The organism is Phyllobacterium sp. CCNWLW109 (genome assembly GCF_037203905.1).
In the GTDB taxonomy this organism is placed as follows: domain Bacteria; phylum Pseudomonadota; class Alphaproteobacteria; order Rhizobiales; family Rhizobiaceae; genus Phyllobacterium; species Phyllobacterium ifriqiyense.
Genome location: NZ_JBBCBK010000001.1, coordinates 665,633 through 681,681, shown reverse-complemented (window position 1 = coordinate 681,681; position 16,049 = coordinate 665,633). Strand labels below are relative to the sequence as shown.

The following is a 16,049-nucleotide window of genomic DNA, read 5'->3' as shown; positions in this document are numbered from 1 at the left end:
GGGCCTTACATATCCTCATCGCGCTGCCCAGAGAGCACCACGCCGAAAAATCGTCTGCATTTGCGGAACAGCAAATTCTTTAGCCTGATGTCCAAGAGCGGAATAGAAAACCTTACCCTCGCCGTACTTGCGCTTCCAAGCCACCGGCATCACCACACCGTCAATCCACCAGGCATGGTCTCCCGTGAAAGTAGTTGTTGCCAGCACCTCATTGGACGGATCAACATGCATGTAGTATTGCTCCGAGCTGTACGGAAAATCCTCGATGCCCTTCATGATAGGATCGTCGGGCCTTGTGATGTTTACTTTGTAGTCGATGATGTTGCCCGGATGGGCTACCCACTGACCGCCAACCATGAACTGGTAATCTACGCTGTCGCGAAAACTATCGCCAGCCCCGCCATGATAGCCAGCAAGCCCCACACCGCTTTCAACCGCCGCCGTGAGGTTTTTCACTTCTTCCTTCTCGATCTTCGACATGGTCATAATCGGAACAATCAGGCTCAGATCATGAATGGACGGGTCCGCAAAGGCTTCGGTGCCATGTTCGACATAGACCTTGAAACCCTCCTGCTCCAGAATGTCCTTGACGATAACCGAACATTCTTCCGGTTCGTGCCCACTCCAGCCACCCCAGACAATCAGTGCTTCACGCATAGTTTTTCTCCTCGCATTACCTTGCCAACTGGCCATCGACCAGAGATTCCGAAAGCGCTGCCGGACGCGCCGTCCGTGTGGTGATCGCGACAGTCTGACCACTACCGGCTGCAGCCTGGAATGCCTCCATGACTTCTAGAACATGCAACGCCAGATCACCATTTGCGCGGTGGGGGCGTTTTGAACGAATGGCATGCGCCAGATCGGCGACGCCTATCGAACGGTAATTGCCATCGGCATAGGGCGATGACAGATCCTGCACTTCAAAAGCACCACCCTTTTTGAGCAGTTGCACCTCACCGCCAAAATGATTGGGGTCCGGCACGATCAACGTGCCTTCAGTACCATAGACCTCAAGTGGCAGGTGTTTATGCCCCGCCACATCGAAACTCATCCCGACCTGCACGACAGCACCGTTTTCAAATGCCATCACACCTGCAACGTGGGTTGCTACTTCAACGGGAATAAACTCGCCGTTCCTTGGTTCACTCGTGATCAGACGTTTCTTGCGTGGCGCTATTGCAAAACCCGCAACCTGCGCCACGGGACCAAGGAGATCGACAAGACCAGTGAGGTAATAAGGTCCCATGTCCAGCATCGGCCCACCACCCACCTCATAATAGAAGTCCGGGTTTGGGTGCCAACGTTCATGACCGGGGCACATGAAGGTTGCCGTGCCGCCAACCGGTTGCCCCAGAACACCCTGATCAACCAAGGTGCGCGCCGTTTGATGACCGCCACCCAGGAACGTGTCCGGTGCAGCCCCGACCCTCAAGCCTTTTGCCTTTGCGGCATCGGCAAGCTTTTTTCCCTCGGCGAAGTTGATTCCGAGAGGTTTTTCTGAATAGGCGTGCTTGCCAGCGTCCAGTATGCGAAGGCCGACCTCCACATGAGCCTTGGGGATGGTCAGGTTGACGATAATCTCGATATCTGGATCCGCTAGTAGATCAGTGATGCTGCGTGCAGAAACTCCAAATTCTGACGCCTTGGCCTCGGCAAGTGCATGGTTAAGGTCGGCAATCCCGCGAATATCAAGGATTGGGAAGGATGCCATCGCTTTGAGATAAGCTCCCGAAATATTGCCGCAACCGATGATCCCTATACCGACCTTGTCCATTCTTTCCTCCCTTGAATTGTTCTAACTTTGCATGTCAGAGCGCCGGGCCCGTGGTGCTCCATGGCGACTCGTAAAGCTCGTGAAGTGCGACTGCCGCAGCCCCCTGCGCCCACAGTTCATCACTCGAATTATGAAAAACCAATTCAGCAACGCCCTTGAGCGATGGCGGAACGGCCGTTTCATAGGCGTCCTGAAGTGCATTGATGAAAGGCGCGCCCAACTCCAGACTGGAGCCAACAATGATAACGAGCGGCGGTGCAAACAAAGTAACTATGTTGGCAAGCGTCACGCCAACAGCGCTTCCTGCACGGATGGCAGCGTTGATCAGTTCATTGTCTTCCGCCTTCACTAGCGTCTGCGCATGTTGCATGCCGCGCCCAAGACGGATCGCTTCCGCGAAGCGTCCATCGGCAGATCTTGCCCCGAGAATGGCATTTTCCCCCGCCTGACTTGCCAGCCGCACCGTGCCCGCCGATCCCGCGCTCAGCACAAGATCACCCAAATTGTGGCTGAGGCCTCCCGCTCCGCGAAACAACTGGTTGTCATGCAGCACACCGAGGCCAAGCGTTTGTTCGAGCGAGATCAGAACCATGTCGTTAAGATCACGAGCGCTTCCAAACCAGTGATGCGCCAACGTAACAGCATGGGCATCGCTTTCGATGATCGTCGGAGCGCCAAGGCGGCGGGTCATCTCGTCGGCAAAATCGACATTTATCTCGCGAAAAATTGGACTGCTGCGAATCCGCCCGGTGCGGTGTTCGATCACGCCCGGCAAACCGAGGCAGACCATATCAACGTCTTCCAACGAAAGCCCGGCATCCACAACGCAGCGCCTGACGCCATCCTCCACCAGATCGGCAATCACCCCGATTGGCTGGCGGTCCACCCTGATGGGCAATGACAGCGTGGAAAGAACGTCGCCGCAAAAATCGGTGACAACAAACATCATCCGGCTGGCCGCGATCTTTGCACCAACCACCCGCGCCGCTTCCGGGTTGAGTTTGAGCATCACCCGAGGGCGACCACGCACACCCTCGGTGCGAATGTCCCCCTCGTGGCGGGTGAGGATGAGTCCATCATCAAGCAGTGACGCCGTGATGGCGGAGACTGTCGTTGTTGAAAGCTGAGTTCGCCCACTGATCTCGATCCGTGAGATCGGGCCATGACGACGCACGGTATCGAGCACGCTGAAGCGGTTGATTGCCCGCATGAGTTCTGGGTCGGCGGTTTTCATAAGATCCTGCTGCAATGACACCAATATTGACGTTGAACACGGCGTATTTTTATCGGGTAACGGATTAAATAACAGGCGCTGCCTAGGGTATGTCAAGCCAATATGCCAATATATCTCCTGTTTTAGCTTGACATTGAGCCAAGGCTCAGCTGAATTAATCCGTATAGGGGAATAATTTGTGAGGAATTTCCCCCATGGGAGGAATATGATCATGACTTATATGCACGAAGGCGCAAGCCTTCGCGACAAGCTGATTACTTTTGCCGCCACAACAAGCATGACGCTTATGCTCGGCGCAACCAGCTCCGCAGCAGCAGTTGTAAAGTGGATGCACGTTGAACTGGACCCGAAAGCCGTGGCCGTCTGGGAGGAGATCGCCACCGCATATGAAGCGCAGCATCCTGATGTGGATATTCAACTGCAGTTCCTCGAAAACGAGGCGTTCAAGGCGAAGCTGCCAACCCTTCTGCAGTCTGATGACGTACCCGATTTATTTTACAGTTGGGGTGGTGGAGTTTTGCAGGAACAGTCCAAGACCGGCTCCCTGCAGGATATAACGGCAGCCTTTGACGCGGATGACGGCAAGCTGCGCAACGCTTATAATTCGGCTGCCATCACCGGCCTGAGCTTTGATGGCAAGCTCTGGGCCGTGCCTTACAGGGTCAGCCTCGTTAGCTTCTTCTACAATAAGGAGCTGTTCGCTAAGGCTGGCGTGAAGGCAGAAGACATCAAAAACTGGTCCGATCTCGGCAGCGCTGTGACAAAGATCAAGAGCGCTGGTGTGGTGCCTATCGCCGGTGGTGGTGGCGAGAAGTGGCCTATCCACTTCTATTGGAGCTATCTTGTAATGCGCAACGGCGGACAGAAGGTGTTCGAAGCTGCACGCACTGGCGAGGGCGAAGGTTTCATGGACCCGGCTATCATCAAGGCTGGCGAACAGCTTGCAGAATTCGGCAAGCTGGAGCCTTTTCAGCCGGGTTATCTTGGCGCTTCCTGGCCACAAGCACTTGGTGTATTTGGCGATGGCAAAGCAGCGATGATCCTTGGTTTCGACAATACCGAAGCCAACCAGCGCAAGAATGCCGGTGACGGCAAAGGTCTTGCGCCGGACAATATTGGCCGTTTTGCCTTTCCGGCCGTTGAAGGCGGTGCGGGTGCTGCAACCGATACACTCGGCGGCCTGAACGGCTGGGCCTTGACCAAGAATGCCTCAAAAGAGGCGATCGACTTCGCCACCTTCCTGACAAATACCGACAACGAGAAGAAAATGGCACAGGCTGGCATGATCCTGCCAGTGGCAGTGGGTGCGGAAGCTGGTGTGACCAATCCTTTGCTGGCAGATTCGGCAAAACAGCTTGCGGCCTCCACCTGGCACCAGAACTTTTTCGACCAGACCCTGGGCGCGGCCATCGGTCGTGTGGTCAATGATGTCTCGGTGGAAATTGTTTCCGGCCAGATGACTTCGGAGGAAGGCGCTCAACAGATCCAGGACGCTTTCGAGCTGGAACAATAAGCTTGATGAGCAAGTCTCCCGCGCAATGGCTTGTGCGACCGCTTCGGGAGACTTGACTGGCCCGAACCGCAAGGCGGATCACATGACCAATACATCTATAACTACGGCGGCAGCGCCAACCATCATGAAAGCAGCAAGAAGCAGGAGAAAGCAAAGCTCGGTTGCACACGACCGAAAGTTGACCCTCCTGATTTTCCTGCCTCCGGCCCTTCTGCTGTTTACAATCTTCGTCATCCTGCCCATGGGCGAAGCCGCTTGGTACAGCCTTTATAAATGGAACGGTTACGGTACTCCTACAGAATTTGTCGGACTGCGTAATTTCCAGATTCTGTTTGGCAACGCTGCCTTTTCACAGGCGCTGATCAACAACGGCTTGATCATTATTGTATCGATCTGCATCCAAGTTCCATTGGCTATCTGGCTGGCGATGATGCTGGCGCACCGTATTCCGGGCGTCGTGGCCTTCCGCCTGATCTTCTTTCTTCCCTACGTACTGGCGGACGTCGCTGCTGGTCTGATCTGGCGCTTCGTTTATGACGGCGACTACGGCCTGTTCGCCGCTATATCCAACTTCTTCGGCTTTGCCACGCCCTATGTGTTGGCCGACCGAGATTTGGCAATCTATGCCGTGCTGGCAGTCGTCGTGTGGAAATATTTCGGCTTCCATATGATGTTGTTTATTGCTGGCCTGCAGTCGGTCGACAAGAACGTGCTGGAAGCTGCTGAAATCGACGGCGCAACGGGGTGGCAGAAGTTCCGCTACGTCACATTGCCCATGCTGGGCTCGACTTTGCGCTTGTCGATCTTCTTTGCGGTCGTCGGCTCCATCCAGCTGTTCGACATGATCATGCCCCTGACCGGTGGCGGACCTTCAAACTCCACCCAGACGATGGTGACCTTCCTCTATACTTATGGCGTCATGCGCATGCAGGTCGGCCTTGGAAGTGCTGTCGGTGTGGTGCTGTTCGTCATATGCGTCACGCTCGCATTCGGGTATAAAAGGATTTTCATGCGCCATGACTGATGCAAGCACCTCCGTCCGAATATCCATCCAGACGCGCATCTATCTTTATGCGTCGCTGACTCTGATTGCCGCTATCGTGCTGGTCCCATTGCTGACAACGGCTTTGGGCGGCTTCAAGACTCTTGGTGATCTTCGCGTCAATCCTTTCGGCCTGCCGTCGGAATGGCAATGGTCGAACTATACCGGCATTCTGCTCGGCCAGAGATACTGGTTGCAGATTTTCAACTCGCTCGTCATTGCCGCTTTGACTGTATTCCTGACCGTCGTAGCCTCGTCGATGGCGGCCTTTACGTTTGCACATGTGAAGTTTTTCGGCTCATCCTTCCTGTTGAACTACTTCCTGCTCGGATTGATGTTTCCTGCAGCGACGGCAATTCTGCCGTTGTTCATTCGGATCCGGGATCTGGGTCTGCTCGATACCTATTGGGGGGTTGTGCTGCCACAGGTGGCCTTTGGCCTCGGCATGAGCATACTTCTTTTCCGCAATTACTTCCGTAACCTGCCGGAAGAACTGTTCCAGGCCGCCTTTGTTGATGGCTGCGGTTATCTGAAATTTTTTTGGTATATCTCTGTGCCGCTTTCCCGGCCGATCATTGCTACGGTGAGCATTGTGTCTTTTGTCGGCAGCTGGAACAGCTATATCCTGCCATTGATCATGCTCAACTCGGAGTCAAAATATCCCTGGCCGCTCGGCATCATGGTTTATCGGGGCGAATTCGGCACTGAATGGCAGCTTGTACTGGCATTCATCACGATGACGATACTGCCAACGATTATCGTCTTCTTCCTCGCCCAGAAACACATCATCGCTGGCCTGACGGCTGGTGCGGTCAAATCCTGATAATTGAAGGTCGAAATGGCATCTGTCGAACTGAGAAATTTGCGCAAGACCTATGGTTCACTCGACGTGATCCACGATGTCTCCCTGGCCGTCAACGATGGTGAATTCATAGCCCTCGTTGGCCCTTCAGGCTGTGGCAAATCTACATTGCTGCGCATGATTGCCGGCCTGGAGGAGATCACCGGCGGTGATGTGATGATCGGCGGTAATGTCGTCAACGACATGACGCCACGAGAGCGCAACATCGCCATGGTGTTCCAGTCTTATGCACTTTACCCGCATATGACTGTCGCTGAAAATATGGGTTTCAATCTTAAGCTGGCAGGTGAAACCAAACCGGCCATACAGGCGCGCGTTACCGAAGCAGCCCGGATGCTTGACCTGACGGCATTTCTCGATCGCAAACCCTCGCAACTCTCCGGCGGTCAGCGTCAGCGCGTTGCCATGGGCCGCGCGGTCGTCCGTAATCCCGCCGTATTCCTGTTCGACGAGCCTTTATCGAACCTGGACGCAAAACTGCGCGTGCAAATGCGCTCCGAGATCAAGACGCTACACCAGAATGTTGGCACTACGTCCATCTATGTTACCCATGACCAGATCGAAGCCATGACGCTCGCCGACCGTATCGTCGTTCTCAATCATGGCAAGATCGAGCAGGAGGGCACACCGCTGGAACTGTACAAAACCCCAGCCAATATCTTCGTTGCGGCTTTCATCGGTTCGCCGGCCATGAACCTCGTGGAAGGCGTGATCGACAGCGACAATGGGAAACCGGCTGCACGTCTGAGCGATGGAACGGCGGTCGTCTTGTCGCAAGATCGTCGCATCAAGCAAGGTCAGCCGGTAACCATAGGCATTCGTCCTGAACATTTCAGCACAACGTTGGCCGGAGAAACGACCTTTGCCGGAAACACGCTGCTGGTGGAACCGACCGGAGCCTACATCCATGTTGTTTTTGATCTCGCAGGCAAGCCGGTCACAGCCATTGTGGATGGAGAGCACCCGGTCAAACAGAACACGGTCTTTTCAACCGGCATCAGTCGCGAGCGCGTGCATGTCTTCGACAGAACGACAGGCCTGTCGCTATAACGCGTTCCTCACCCTTTATGAGAACTGAACCATCGATCCTAACAAAATGCGGAGATGATTCAGCGGCATAATAGCAGCTTAAGAATGTCAGGCCGTCTGTCACATTCCCAGGGTGATTACTCTAAAAGTTACTGCGCTCGTCTGTTCAATCGGCGATCCTAAGCAGATTCGCTGGCCCAGTCTTCGTGTCCATGGCGTATTCGGATCACGAAAATGGTTTCGCTCTCTTCGACGCGGTAGACAATCAGATGGGCTTTGAACGGATAGATTCTAACCGGAGGCGAAATCTCTTCTCGCTCACGCGCCATTCGGGGATTGGCGGCGATCAGTTCAAGTACCGCGAACAAGTCGTCATGGTACCGCCTAGCCTGTAGAGTTCCGAACATGCGGATACCTTGCTAGGTGAAGGCAATGATGTCCTCTTCCGCTTCGACAGAAAGGCTAAAAGGCATTAGCTGCTGCCGCGCGCCGTTTCCGTGCGCGCGACAGCCGCAGCGAACAGCTCGTCCTTCGACCGGCCGCCAACACCACTGTTGAGACCGTCATCAACGAAGCGTTGCATGGCAACGATCTTATCACTACGCGTTTGGTCCCTTCGAATCAGATCGCGCACATAGTCACTAGCATTGGAGTATCGCCCGGTCCCTGCCTGGGCTTCGACCCAATCTTTCATTGGGTCCGGTAGAGACACGTTCATAGTAGCCATTCAAACCTCCGTTGGCGCCCGGATTAACTGAGTTTGGCAAAGTTTGTCGAACTTGATCCTTTTAAGACACGACGCTTCAGGCGGGCAGAGTTCATTCTAACCCCATGGCCGCGATATAGGCCTCTTCCGGATCGACGTTGGCTTCCATGGAATAAGGAAGCGGAACGATATGGGGCGAAGCTGGCGCCGGCACGATCGATTGCGGTGAGCAAGCGCGATTTGAAGGGGCGCGCGCAGGCTCGGTTCGTCTATTGGGCTTTGGAACCAATGGGCGAAGCCGGAGTTTGAGGAATGGAAGAAATCAGAATGAAAGTATTAGTTTGACATTCTCGGTTGAACTCGGACCTTCCTACGAAAAAACACTTCTACCACCCGTTCGCTCCGTTATAACGCTTGGAGGCAACGCGTGGCGCCAAGTTCGTGCGCAGCGCGTTGCAATGCTGGTCGACGCTGCAAATTACTACCGCCATTTAGAAAACGCTTTTCTAAACGCACAACAATCGATCCTGATCGCGGGATGGGATTTCAATGGGCAGATTATTTTGTGTCCTGATCGATGCGATGCGGAACAGCTCGGCAACTTCCTGCGCCGCCTCGTTGATAAGAGACCGGAACTTGTCATTCACATCCTGGTATGGGCGAGCGGACCCATTTATTCCGCAAGGCAAATGCGGTTTTTTCCGCAAGAACCGTGGTCGGATCATCCTCGCATCAAGCTTTGTTACGACAGCCGTCACCCATGGCGGGGCAGTCACCATCAAAAGATCGTTTGCATCGACGATTCTCTGGCCTTCTCGGGTGGCATTGACCTAACCATCCATCGCTGGGACACATCCGACCATTTGGTCAATGACCCTCGTCGCAAACATGGTGACGGCAAATATGATCCTGTTCATGATGTTCAAATTGCAGTTGATCACGACGCAGCCAAATCATTGGCTGATCTCGTACGAGAGAGATGGTTGGCGTGCAATGGGTCCAGTATCCCGGCGCTCGGCACGATCGTAGACCGATGGCCAGAGAAACTGGTGCCGGATCTGCGTGACATCGACGTCTCAATCGCGCGCACGATGCCGGGATCTTTACTGAAACGCGGAATTCGCGAAATTGAGCGGTTGAACGAAGAAGCATTAAAATCGGCGCGTCGTTTCATCTATATCGAAACGCAGTACCTTACATGCCGTAGAACTGGGGAATTGCTTGCGCGCAGGTTGGGCGAACCTGAAGGACCCGAGGTCACGATTGTCGTTCCTAAAGAAAGTCACGGAGGATTGGAAAGCATTTTCATGGGAGGCAATCGCAAGCGACTCCTTCGTCGCCTGCGACGCGCCGATGCATACAACCGGCTACGCGTTGTTTATCCGTCAATACGAGCCCCCGATACCTTCGAGGACGTCCCTATTTTTGTCCACTCCAAAGTTATGGTTATCGACGACGTCTTCCTCCGGGTTGGGTCATCCAATTTTAACAATCGCTCCCGAGGCATGGACAGCGAGTGCGACCTGGCCCTGGAAGCATCGTCTCAAACTGAACGCGCAGCTATAATAAGGATGCGCGACTCGCTCATCGGAGAACACCTTGGCCTGAAGTCCGGTGCCGTGGGCGACCACATCCGGAAATCGGGATCCATCACCTCGCTAATTGATCTTAAGCATGAGAGGCAGCGCCGTTTGTTGCCAGTCTCCGTGGGACGGGAAAGCGGGTCTGAAAAAACGGTCCCGCTTACAGTCCTTTTCGACCCTAAAGAGCCCTTGCAACCTCTTCAATCAATCATGAAGCTTGCGCGCGGGCTGTGGTCGCGGCTGTGGGCTTGGTCTTGAGCGGGTGAGTTCGGAAAAAGCGCTCTGAAATACCAAACAATAAGAGCCCGAGCGGTAATGGCATGAAGAAATAGACGGCCCGGAAAGCGATGACTGCTCCGATCGTTGCTGCTTGTGGTAACAAAAACTGCGTTGTAGCCTCCAGGACGCCGAGACCGCCGGGGACGTGACTGGCCACCGCCGCTCCGTTGGCAATTGCATAGACCGTCGACACATCCCAATAACTGACATCCTGATAAGCCAGAATAAGTTCATGAAGACCGGCGGCGATGAACGAGAAATTTAGTGTGCCCAAAAGAATTTGAGCGATAGCTAAACGGGCTGTCGGCAACTTGAAAGTCCAGTGCCAGACGTTGAGGGGTCGTCGAAGTTGCCAACACAGAGTAACGAATATCATCAAGATCAACAGAATTGACAATCCGACCGTCACTACCCAACCACGACTCAGTCCAGTAATTTTGGCAGCTGAATCCGAGCTGACCAGCATGGAAACCCCACACAAGGTAAGAAGGCCAAGGGCAACTGTCAGTCCTGAGAACAAAACTACCTTGGCGACGTCTTCTGTCCCAAGTCCCCACCTTGAATAAAAGCGATAGCGGATTGCTCCGCTGCTCAGCGCCGATAACCCGACATTGTGGCCGATTGAGAGGCTGACAAAAGACGTCAGCGCGACGCGACGATAAGGCAAGGGCTTGCCGGCATATATCAACCCAAGTGCGTCGAAGCCCGTAAGGCATGCGTAATTTAACGCTGTAAAGACAATGGCCATCGCCAAATGCTGGAAGGGGATGACGCCGAGCGATCGTGCAATTTCATCTGCGCTGTAGCGACTGACGCTGCGATAGATAAGCCACAAGGACAAGGCGATCGCCACCGCAACCAACAGATTCACAACTGCTTTACGCCACATCATAGTTTCCCGCTCTGCTGAAAGTTTGACTTTTCGTTGATGTGAATGGAACGGAAGGCGGGCAAGTAGGTTCCTCATCTGGACAGTGCGGGAGCAAGCCAATCAGGATACTAACTTACAATGTACACAGTTGTGTTGGCGGTGATGGACAGCCCTCGCCCACACGCATTGCCGAGGTAATCGCGGCATATAATCCCGATGTGGTGGCGCTTCAGGAACTGGATGTCGGTCGAAGCCGCACCGGATTAGTGGATCAAGCGCAAGCAATTGCCATGCATTTAGGTATGAGGCTTTTTTTCAATCCGACAGTTACGATCGCCGAGGAACAATACGGCGACGCGATCCTGACAACGCTGGACATGCGCCTCATAAAGGCAGATGCACTGCCATCCATTGGTGAAAGACGTGGTGCACTCTGGGTTGAGATCCAACACAGGGGAAAACGCATCAATGTAATCAATACCCATTTGGGACTGTCACGGCGCGATCGATCCGCGCAAGTCGCCGCACTCCTAGGTCCGAGATGGATGGGAAACGTCGACCGAAAATCCCCCAGAATCCTGCTTGGCGATTTCAACGCTCTGCCCTCTTCCATGGCTTACAAGCAAATTACCAGAGAGTTCGCAGATGTTTGGGCTTATTTCGCAGCTCGCCCGAAAAAGACGTTTCCATCACGCCTACCTTTACTGCGCATCGATCATATTTTTTCAGATCGTCAGCTCGAGGTTGGAGGAGTCGGTGTCGGGGACACGTGGTTGGCGAAAATGGCATCCGATCACCTTCCTCTTTTTGCCGAATTTCAAATTTAGCTTCCAACACACAGTCGCAGAGGATCGGCTTTCTGGATTTCCAAACCAGACCCATTGGATGTAACCGCCACCCCACAGTGAAGCCCAACAATATTACCCTACCAGATACACAAAGCTAATTACTAAAACTATGAAAAGCGGGGCGACTCGATCCGAAAGACGTCCGGATAACGGTTATGAAAGAAATTTCGCAAAAATCACTGCGGGAAAGCCACCCTCACTTGGGAAGAGCAGAGCAGCTTATCACGGCGTTCACGCGAGCGCCTTTCGTTCTAAGACGAGGCGCCGTCCCAACACTTGTACTCCAACATGTTGTTGGGCGGTCTACCTATCCGTAGGACCATTGTTTTCTTAGCAACAGACCACTCATTCGAAGTTTATAAATTTAATTTTTCCCTCCGTCCCTGAACCCGCCAATTGGCCTTTTAATTCCTGACCGTCAGCTAGACGCAACACAACTTCATCCGAGGGGTAGAGAGATTTTAACTTCCCAATGTCGTCTAACATCAACGTCGCAACCGTGTCGGACTGCAGCGCGTCTTTGCCCTTTTTGATTGTATATGTAACAGGCAGTTCCGTTTGTCCGCTTCGCAGTATTCCCGATCCTTTAGCTCCATCCAAAGTCATATTCCAATCTCCATTTTATCAATTGCGTCGCACTAAAAAAGCGCGATCGCTTTAACTAGAACCTCTCCATTTCGCTGAAGTTCCCTGCAAATCACGAATTGTGGAACCTTATCGGCATTAAGGGATTGGACATCACTCCAGCTCGTCAGAAGCGGAGCTTGTTTTGTTTCCGTTGAGCTGTAGTCAACCGAGATATTCTGCGAGGCCACTATGTTAAATTATCCCAAGCCACCATTTGACACGCCCAAACAGTCAATGCCCGGGTTAAGCAAAGAGATGAATCCCGTGCCGGACCACGGTGAAACTTCGTACAAAGGCTCGGGAAAATTGACGGGAAAGCGAGCGATTATCACAGGGGGCGATAGCGGGATCGGCCGGGCCGTGGCGATTGCATTTGCCCGCGAAGGTGCTGACGTCTTAATTTCGTATCTGGAAGAAGATGGGGACGCTGAGCAGACTTCGAAACTCGTTGAAGAAGCAGGTAGAAAGGCAGTGCTCGTTCGTGGTGACATCCAGAATGCGGATCATTGCCGACATATTATTGATGTCGCCGTCGAGGAGTTTCAAGGTATCGATATTCTGGTCAACAATGCTGCCCACCAGGCAACCTTCAAGCATATTGAGGATATCCCCGATGAGGAATGGGAACTCACATTCCGGGTGAATATCCATGCGATGTTCTACCTGACGAAGGCAGCTGTTCCGCATATGCCGTCAGGTAGTTCCATCATAAACACTGCATCCATAAACTCCGACAACCCCAACCCTAGCTTGCTGGCATACGCCACGACAAAGGGTGCGATACAAAACTTTACGGCGGGCCTCGCGCAGTTGCTCGCCGAGAAAAACATTCGAGCTAATGCAGTTGCGCCCGGCCCCGTCTGGACCCCGCTAATACCTTCAACCCTACCCGAAGACAGCGTGCGAACGTTTGGCGAGCAGGTCCCGATGAAACGGCCGGGTCAGCCAGCGGAATTGGCGACGACTTACGTCATGCTTGCCGATCCGCTGTCGAGTTATGTTTCGGGAGCAACAATCGCTGTCACGGGCGGTAAACCCATTATCTAATGGTGACAGCTCATGACCAAGCACTGGTATCAGGAAGCTGTTTTCTATGGGATCGACGTGCAAAGATTTGCGGACGGCAATGGTGATGGGATAGGCGACTTTATCGGGCTGTCGCAAAAGCTCGAATACATACGGGAACTTGGAGTCACCTGTATCTGGCTACTGCCATTTTTCGGCTCGCCCGACCGGGACAACGGCTATGATGTGAGCAACTTCATGGCCATCAACCCCAAAGTTGGAACTTGGAACGACTTTCTAGCTTTCCTTCATCGCGCCGGTGAGTTTGGCATCCGCGTTATAATCGATCTGGTTATCAATCATACCTCAGACGAACATCCGTGGTTTCAAGCAGCCCGCCGTGATGAAAAATGCCGTTACCGCAACTATTATGTATGGAGCGGAGATCCTCCCCCCATCGCTCCTGACACTGTATCCATTTTCCCCGGAGAGGAAGCTACAGTATGGACCTATGACGAGGTCGCCCGATCCTACTATTTCCATAAGTTTTATCACTTCCAGCCAGAATTGAATATCGCCAACCCGCAAGTCCGCGAAGAAATACTGCGTATCATTGATTTCTGGCTCGCATTCGGGGTTAGCGGTTTCCGGGTGGATGCAGCGCCGCTATTGATAGGTGACAATGGATTAAAACACGCCAATCCACATGACCCGCATGGGGTACTTCGTGATTTGGCCAGCTATGTCGCAGAGCGACGACCAAGCGCCGTGCTTTTGGGCGAAGTCAACATGCCTTTGGATCAAACCAAGGCCTATTTTGGCGATAGCGACCAACTGCATCTCATGTTTAACTTCCAGTTAGCCTGTCACATATTTGCAGGACTTGCCTTGGAATCTGCGGAACCTATCAATAAAGCGATAGGCGTTATTCCAGATCCGCCACCGGGCTGCGGCTGGACAAACTTTTTACGCAATCTCGATGAACTTGATTTCTCGCAGGTATCAAGTGACCTGAAGAAACAGGTCTTTGAAGCTTTCGCTCCATCAAAATCAATGCAGGTTTACGGCAGGGGAATCCGACGAAGGATTGCCCCGATGTTCGATGGTAATCCTCGGCGAATATTACTCGCTTTCAGTCTTATTCTCTCCATGCGCGGGCCTCCACTATTTGTTTATGGCGACGAGATTGGGCTTGGTGAAAACCTGGAAAATGAGGGTCGCAATGCCGTGAGAGTGCCGATGCAATGGACAGCGGGTCGCAACGGAGGTTTTTCTGAAGCAAAAGGAGCAGATTTGATCCTCCGGCCCAAGCGGGAGGGTGCGTTTGGCTATCGCAAGGTCAACGTCGCTAATCAGCAAGGAGACCCAAACTCTGTTTTGGGTGGAATAAAGAAGCTCATAAAAATTCGGCGTAAAAGTACTGTGTTAAGCGAGGGGCGTATGACTGTGTGCCATACCAGTGAACGGTCAGTGTTCGCGCATGCTTTTGAGGACGGGCAGTCTCAACTTCTTATCACCCATAATCTATCAAGTGCTCCTGTGAACACGACGATAGAGCTCAATGATCTCAAAGTGGAATCGACCGTAAACCTCATGACCGGAAACAAGGTTGCCTGGGAACATCCACTGAAGGTCAAACTGCCCCCTTATGGCTATTGTTGGTTGCAGTTCGAAAGAAAATTATAATGGCCTTTATCGGATATCATGCTTCTCATGAGCAGTTTGCCCCAGGCGAGCTTCTCGAACTGGTGCAAAAAGCCGAGAGTGCAGGGTTTTCAGGTGTGATGTCATCTGATCATTTTGCTCCGTGGAGCAAGCGCCAAGGACAGTCGGGTTTTGCATGGGCGTGGTTGGGTGCAGCCATGCAAGCTACCCACATACCTTTCGGACTGATTACTGTTCCTGGCGGGTGGCGTTACCATCCCGCGATATCCGCCCAAGCAGCGGCAACGCTGGCTCAAATGTATCCCGGAAGATTTCCATGGCTTGCCGTTGGAAGTGGAGAAGCTCTTAATGAGCACGTCATTGGCAGTGGTTGGCCCAATAAAACCACGCGCAACAATCGACTGGTCAGCGCCTCGGAAATACTAAAAAAACTGTGGCTGGGAGAGACTGTGAGCTCGACCAATCCCATACCAATAGACCAAGCAAAACTCTACACCCAGCCCGACTCGCCTCCGCTAATTATCGCAGCGGCACTTTCGGAAGAAACGGCTGCTTGGGCCGGTGATTGGGCAGACGGCCTTATTACGGTCAATCAGGATATGTCGACCCTGCGTGCAATAATTTCAGCATTTCGCGGCGCCGGCAATCAGGGGCCGATCTTTCTCCAGCTACATGTATCTTACGCCAGCAACGACGAACTGGCACGAGCACATGCTTTCGATCAATGGCGAAGTAACTCAATCTCTTCCGAGGAAGCCGAAGAGATAAAACTTACCGAAGAGTTCGATAGACTATCCGAAACTGTTACTCCGGGCGATCTTGATAAGAACGTACGAATTTCATCTGAACCAGAACTGCATATCAGTTGGCTACGCGAATATTTGAGTTTGGGATTTGAACAAATCTACGTTCATAGTGTCGGCCGAAATCAAACCGAATTCATTGAAGCTTATGGAAAACACGTTCTTCCGCTGCTCAAGGACAGCTGAGCCCGCTTTTGGCCAAGGCAAA

General features: G+C 53.0%; 16 protein-coding genes. 9 read left to right on the top strand and 7 right to left on the bottom strand.

Annotated features, from left to right (window positions below; genetic code table 11):
- Nucleotides 1-15: 15 nt before the first annotated feature.
- The 3 genes from V9K92_RS03400 to V9K92_RS03390 are packed head-to-tail and all read right to left on the bottom strand — an operon-like array spanning nt 16 to nt 3,008.
- A complete protein-coding gene (locus V9K92_RS03400) occupies nt 16-657 on the bottom strand; it encodes a ThuA domain-containing protein (protein WP_307276545.1) in 642 nt (213 codons plus the stop codon).
- Between the two features lie 16 nt (nt 658-673).
- Nucleotides 674-1,774, bottom strand: coding sequence for a Gfo/Idh/MocA family protein (locus V9K92_RS03395; protein ID WP_337353272.1), 1,101 nt, complete (start codon nt 1,772-1,774; stop codon nt 674-676).
- 34 nt (nt 1,775-1,808) lie between these two features.
- On the bottom strand, nt 1,809-3,008 hold the full coding sequence (locus V9K92_RS03390) for an ROK family transcriptional regulator (RefSeq protein WP_336441673.1): 1,200 nt from the start codon (nt 3,006-3,008) through the stop codon (nt 1,809-1,811).
- A 211-nt stretch (nt 3,009-3,219) separates the two neighbouring features.
- Between V9K92_RS03390 and V9K92_RS03385 the strand changes: the two genes are divergently transcribed.
- The 4 genes from V9K92_RS03385 to V9K92_RS03370 all read left to right on the top strand — a co-directional run bounded on the left by V9K92_RS03385 (nt 3,220) and on the right by V9K92_RS03370 (nt 7,475).
- A complete protein-coding gene (locus V9K92_RS03385) occupies nt 3,220-4,521 on the top strand; it encodes an ABC transporter substrate-binding protein (RefSeq protein WP_307276536.1) in 1,302 nt (433 codons plus the stop codon).
- An 82-nt stretch (nt 4,522-4,603) separates the two neighbouring features.
- On the top strand, nt 4,604-5,545 hold the full coding sequence (locus tag V9K92_RS03380; protein ID WP_307276532.1) for a carbohydrate ABC transporter permease: 942 nt from the start codon (nt 4,604-4,606) through the stop codon (nt 5,543-5,545).
- Nucleotides 5,538-6,386, top strand: a complete 849-nt coding sequence (locus V9K92_RS03375; RefSeq protein WP_307276529.1) for a carbohydrate ABC transporter permease — start codon at nt 5,538-5,540, stop codon at nt 6,384-6,386. Before V9K92_RS03380 ends, V9K92_RS03375 begins: the two co-directional genes overlap by 8 nt.
- A gap of 15 nt (nt 6,387-6,401) precedes the next feature.
- Nucleotides 6,402-7,475 (top strand): ABC transporter ATP-binding protein, encoded by a 1,074-nt coding sequence (locus tag V9K92_RS03370; RefSeq protein ID WP_337353271.1) that lies wholly within the window; start codon nt 6,402-6,404, stop codon nt 7,473-7,475.
- A gap of 158 nt (nt 7,476-7,633) precedes the next feature.
- Here the strand turns inward: V9K92_RS03370 and V9K92_RS03365 are convergent, their stop codons facing one another.
- Nucleotides 7,634-7,867, bottom strand: coding sequence for a type II toxin-antitoxin system RelE/ParE family toxin (locus tag V9K92_RS03365; protein ID WP_337353496.1), 234 nt, complete (start codon nt 7,865-7,867; stop codon nt 7,634-7,636).
- Between the two features lie 59 nt (nt 7,868-7,926).
- A complete protein-coding gene (locus V9K92_RS03360) occupies nt 7,927-8,181 on the bottom strand; it encodes a type II toxin-antitoxin system ParD family antitoxin (protein ID WP_337353270.1) in 255 nt (84 codons plus the stop codon).
- A 320-nt stretch (nt 8,182-8,501) separates the two neighbouring features.
- Here V9K92_RS03360 and V9K92_RS03355 point away from each other — a divergent pair, with 320 nt between their 5' ends.
- Nucleotides 8,502-10,001 carry a phospholipase D-like domain-containing protein gene (locus tag V9K92_RS03355; protein WP_337353269.1) on the top strand — a complete coding sequence of 500 codons (1,500 nt, stop codon included), beginning with the start codon at nt 8,502-8,504 and terminating at the stop codon, nt 9,999-10,001.
- Here V9K92_RS03355 and V9K92_RS03350 read toward each other — a convergent pair.
- Complete coding sequence (locus tag V9K92_RS03350; RefSeq protein ID WP_337353268.1) at nt 9,952-10,914, bottom strand: lysylphosphatidylglycerol synthase domain-containing protein; 963 nt, start codon at nt 10,912-10,914, stop codon at nt 9,952-9,954. The genes V9K92_RS03355 and V9K92_RS03350 overlap by 50 nt on opposite strands.
- 38 nt (nt 10,915-10,952) lie before the next feature.
- On the opposite strand from V9K92_RS03350, the gene V9K92_RS03345 reads away from it, so the two are divergent.
- Nucleotides 10,953-11,720, top strand: a complete 768-nt coding sequence (locus V9K92_RS03345; RefSeq protein WP_337353267.1) for an endonuclease/exonuclease/phosphatase family protein — start codon at nt 10,953-10,955, stop codon at nt 11,718-11,720.
- A gap of 366 nt (nt 11,721-12,086) precedes the next feature.
- Here the strand turns inward: V9K92_RS03345 and V9K92_RS03340 are convergent, their stop codons facing one another.
- The gene (locus V9K92_RS03340) at nt 12,087-12,347 is read right to left on the bottom strand and encodes a hypothetical protein (protein WP_307276515.1); all 261 of its coding nucleotides are present in this window, start codon (nt 12,345-12,347) and stop codon (nt 12,087-12,089) included.
- A gap of 210 nt (nt 12,348-12,557) precedes the next feature.
- Between V9K92_RS03340 and V9K92_RS03335 the strand changes: the two genes are divergently transcribed.
- From V9K92_RS03335 to V9K92_RS03325, 3 genes are read left to right on the top strand one after another with little or no spacing between them, the layout of a single operon-like run.
- A complete protein-coding gene (locus V9K92_RS03335; protein ID WP_337353266.1) occupies nt 12,558-13,415 on the top strand; it encodes an SDR family oxidoreductase in 858 nt (285 codons plus the stop codon).
- A gap of 12 nt (nt 13,416-13,427) precedes the next feature.
- Complete coding sequence (locus V9K92_RS03330; protein WP_337353265.1) at nt 13,428-15,059, top strand: alpha-amylase family protein; 1,632 nt, start codon at nt 13,428-13,430, stop codon at nt 15,057-15,059.
- Nucleotides 15,059-16,027 (top strand): TIGR03885 family FMN-dependent LLM class oxidoreductase, encoded by a 969-nt coding sequence (locus V9K92_RS03325; RefSeq protein WP_337353264.1) that lies wholly within the window; start codon nt 15,059-15,061, stop codon nt 16,025-16,027. The genes V9K92_RS03330 and V9K92_RS03325 overlap by 1 nt, the downstream gene beginning before the upstream one ends.
- Nucleotides 16,028-16,049: the final 22 nt, after the last annotated feature.

What these genes read in the sequence shown, in the direction of transcription:
- V9K92_RS03400 (WP_307276545.1), bottom strand. Translation starts at nt 657, where the DNA reads ATGCGTGAAGCACTGATTGTCTGGGGTGGCTGGAGTGGGCACGAACCG.
- V9K92_RS03395 (WP_337353272.1), bottom strand. Translation starts at nt 1,774, where the DNA reads ATGGACAAGGTCGGTATAGGGATCATCGGTTGCGGCAATATTTCGGGA.
- V9K92_RS03390 (WP_336441673.1), bottom strand. Translation starts at nt 3,008, where the DNA reads ATGAAAACCGCCGACCCAGAACTCATGCGGGCAATCAACCGCTTCAGC.
- V9K92_RS03385 (WP_307276536.1), top strand. Translation starts at nt 3,220, where the DNA reads ATGACTTATATGCACGAAGGCGCAAGCCTTCGCGACAAGCTGATTACT.
- V9K92_RS03380 (WP_307276532.1), top strand. Translation starts at nt 4,604, where the DNA reads ATGACCAATACATCTATAACTACGGCGGCAGCGCCAACCATCATGAAA.
- V9K92_RS03375 (WP_307276529.1), top strand. Translation starts at nt 5,538, where the DNA reads ATGACTGATGCAAGCACCTCCGTCCGAATATCCATCCAGACGCGCATC.
- V9K92_RS03370 (WP_337353271.1), top strand. Translation starts at nt 6,402, where the DNA reads ATGGCATCTGTCGAACTGAGAAATTTGCGCAAGACCTATGGTTCACTC.
- V9K92_RS03360 (WP_337353270.1), bottom strand. Translation starts at nt 8,181, where the DNA reads ATGGCTACTATGAACGTGTCTCTACCGGACCCAATGAAAGATTGGGTC.
- V9K92_RS03350 (WP_337353268.1), bottom strand. Translation starts at nt 10,914, where the DNA reads ATGATGTGGCGTAAAGCAGTTGTGAATCTGTTGGTTGCGGTGGCGATC.
- V9K92_RS03340 (WP_307276515.1), bottom strand. Translation starts at nt 12,347, where the DNA reads ATGACTTTGGATGGAGCTAAAGGATCGGGAATACTGCGAAGCGGACAA.
- V9K92_RS03335 (WP_337353266.1), top strand. Translation starts at nt 12,558, where the DNA reads ATGTTAAATTATCCCAAGCCACCATTTGACACGCCCAAACAGTCAATG.
- V9K92_RS03330 (WP_337353265.1), top strand. Translation starts at nt 13,428, where the DNA reads ATGACCAAGCACTGGTATCAGGAAGCTGTTTTCTATGGGATCGACGTG.
- V9K92_RS03325 (WP_337353264.1), top strand. Translation starts at nt 15,059, where the DNA reads ATGGCCTTTATCGGATATCATGCTTCTCATGAGCAGTTTGCCCCAGGC.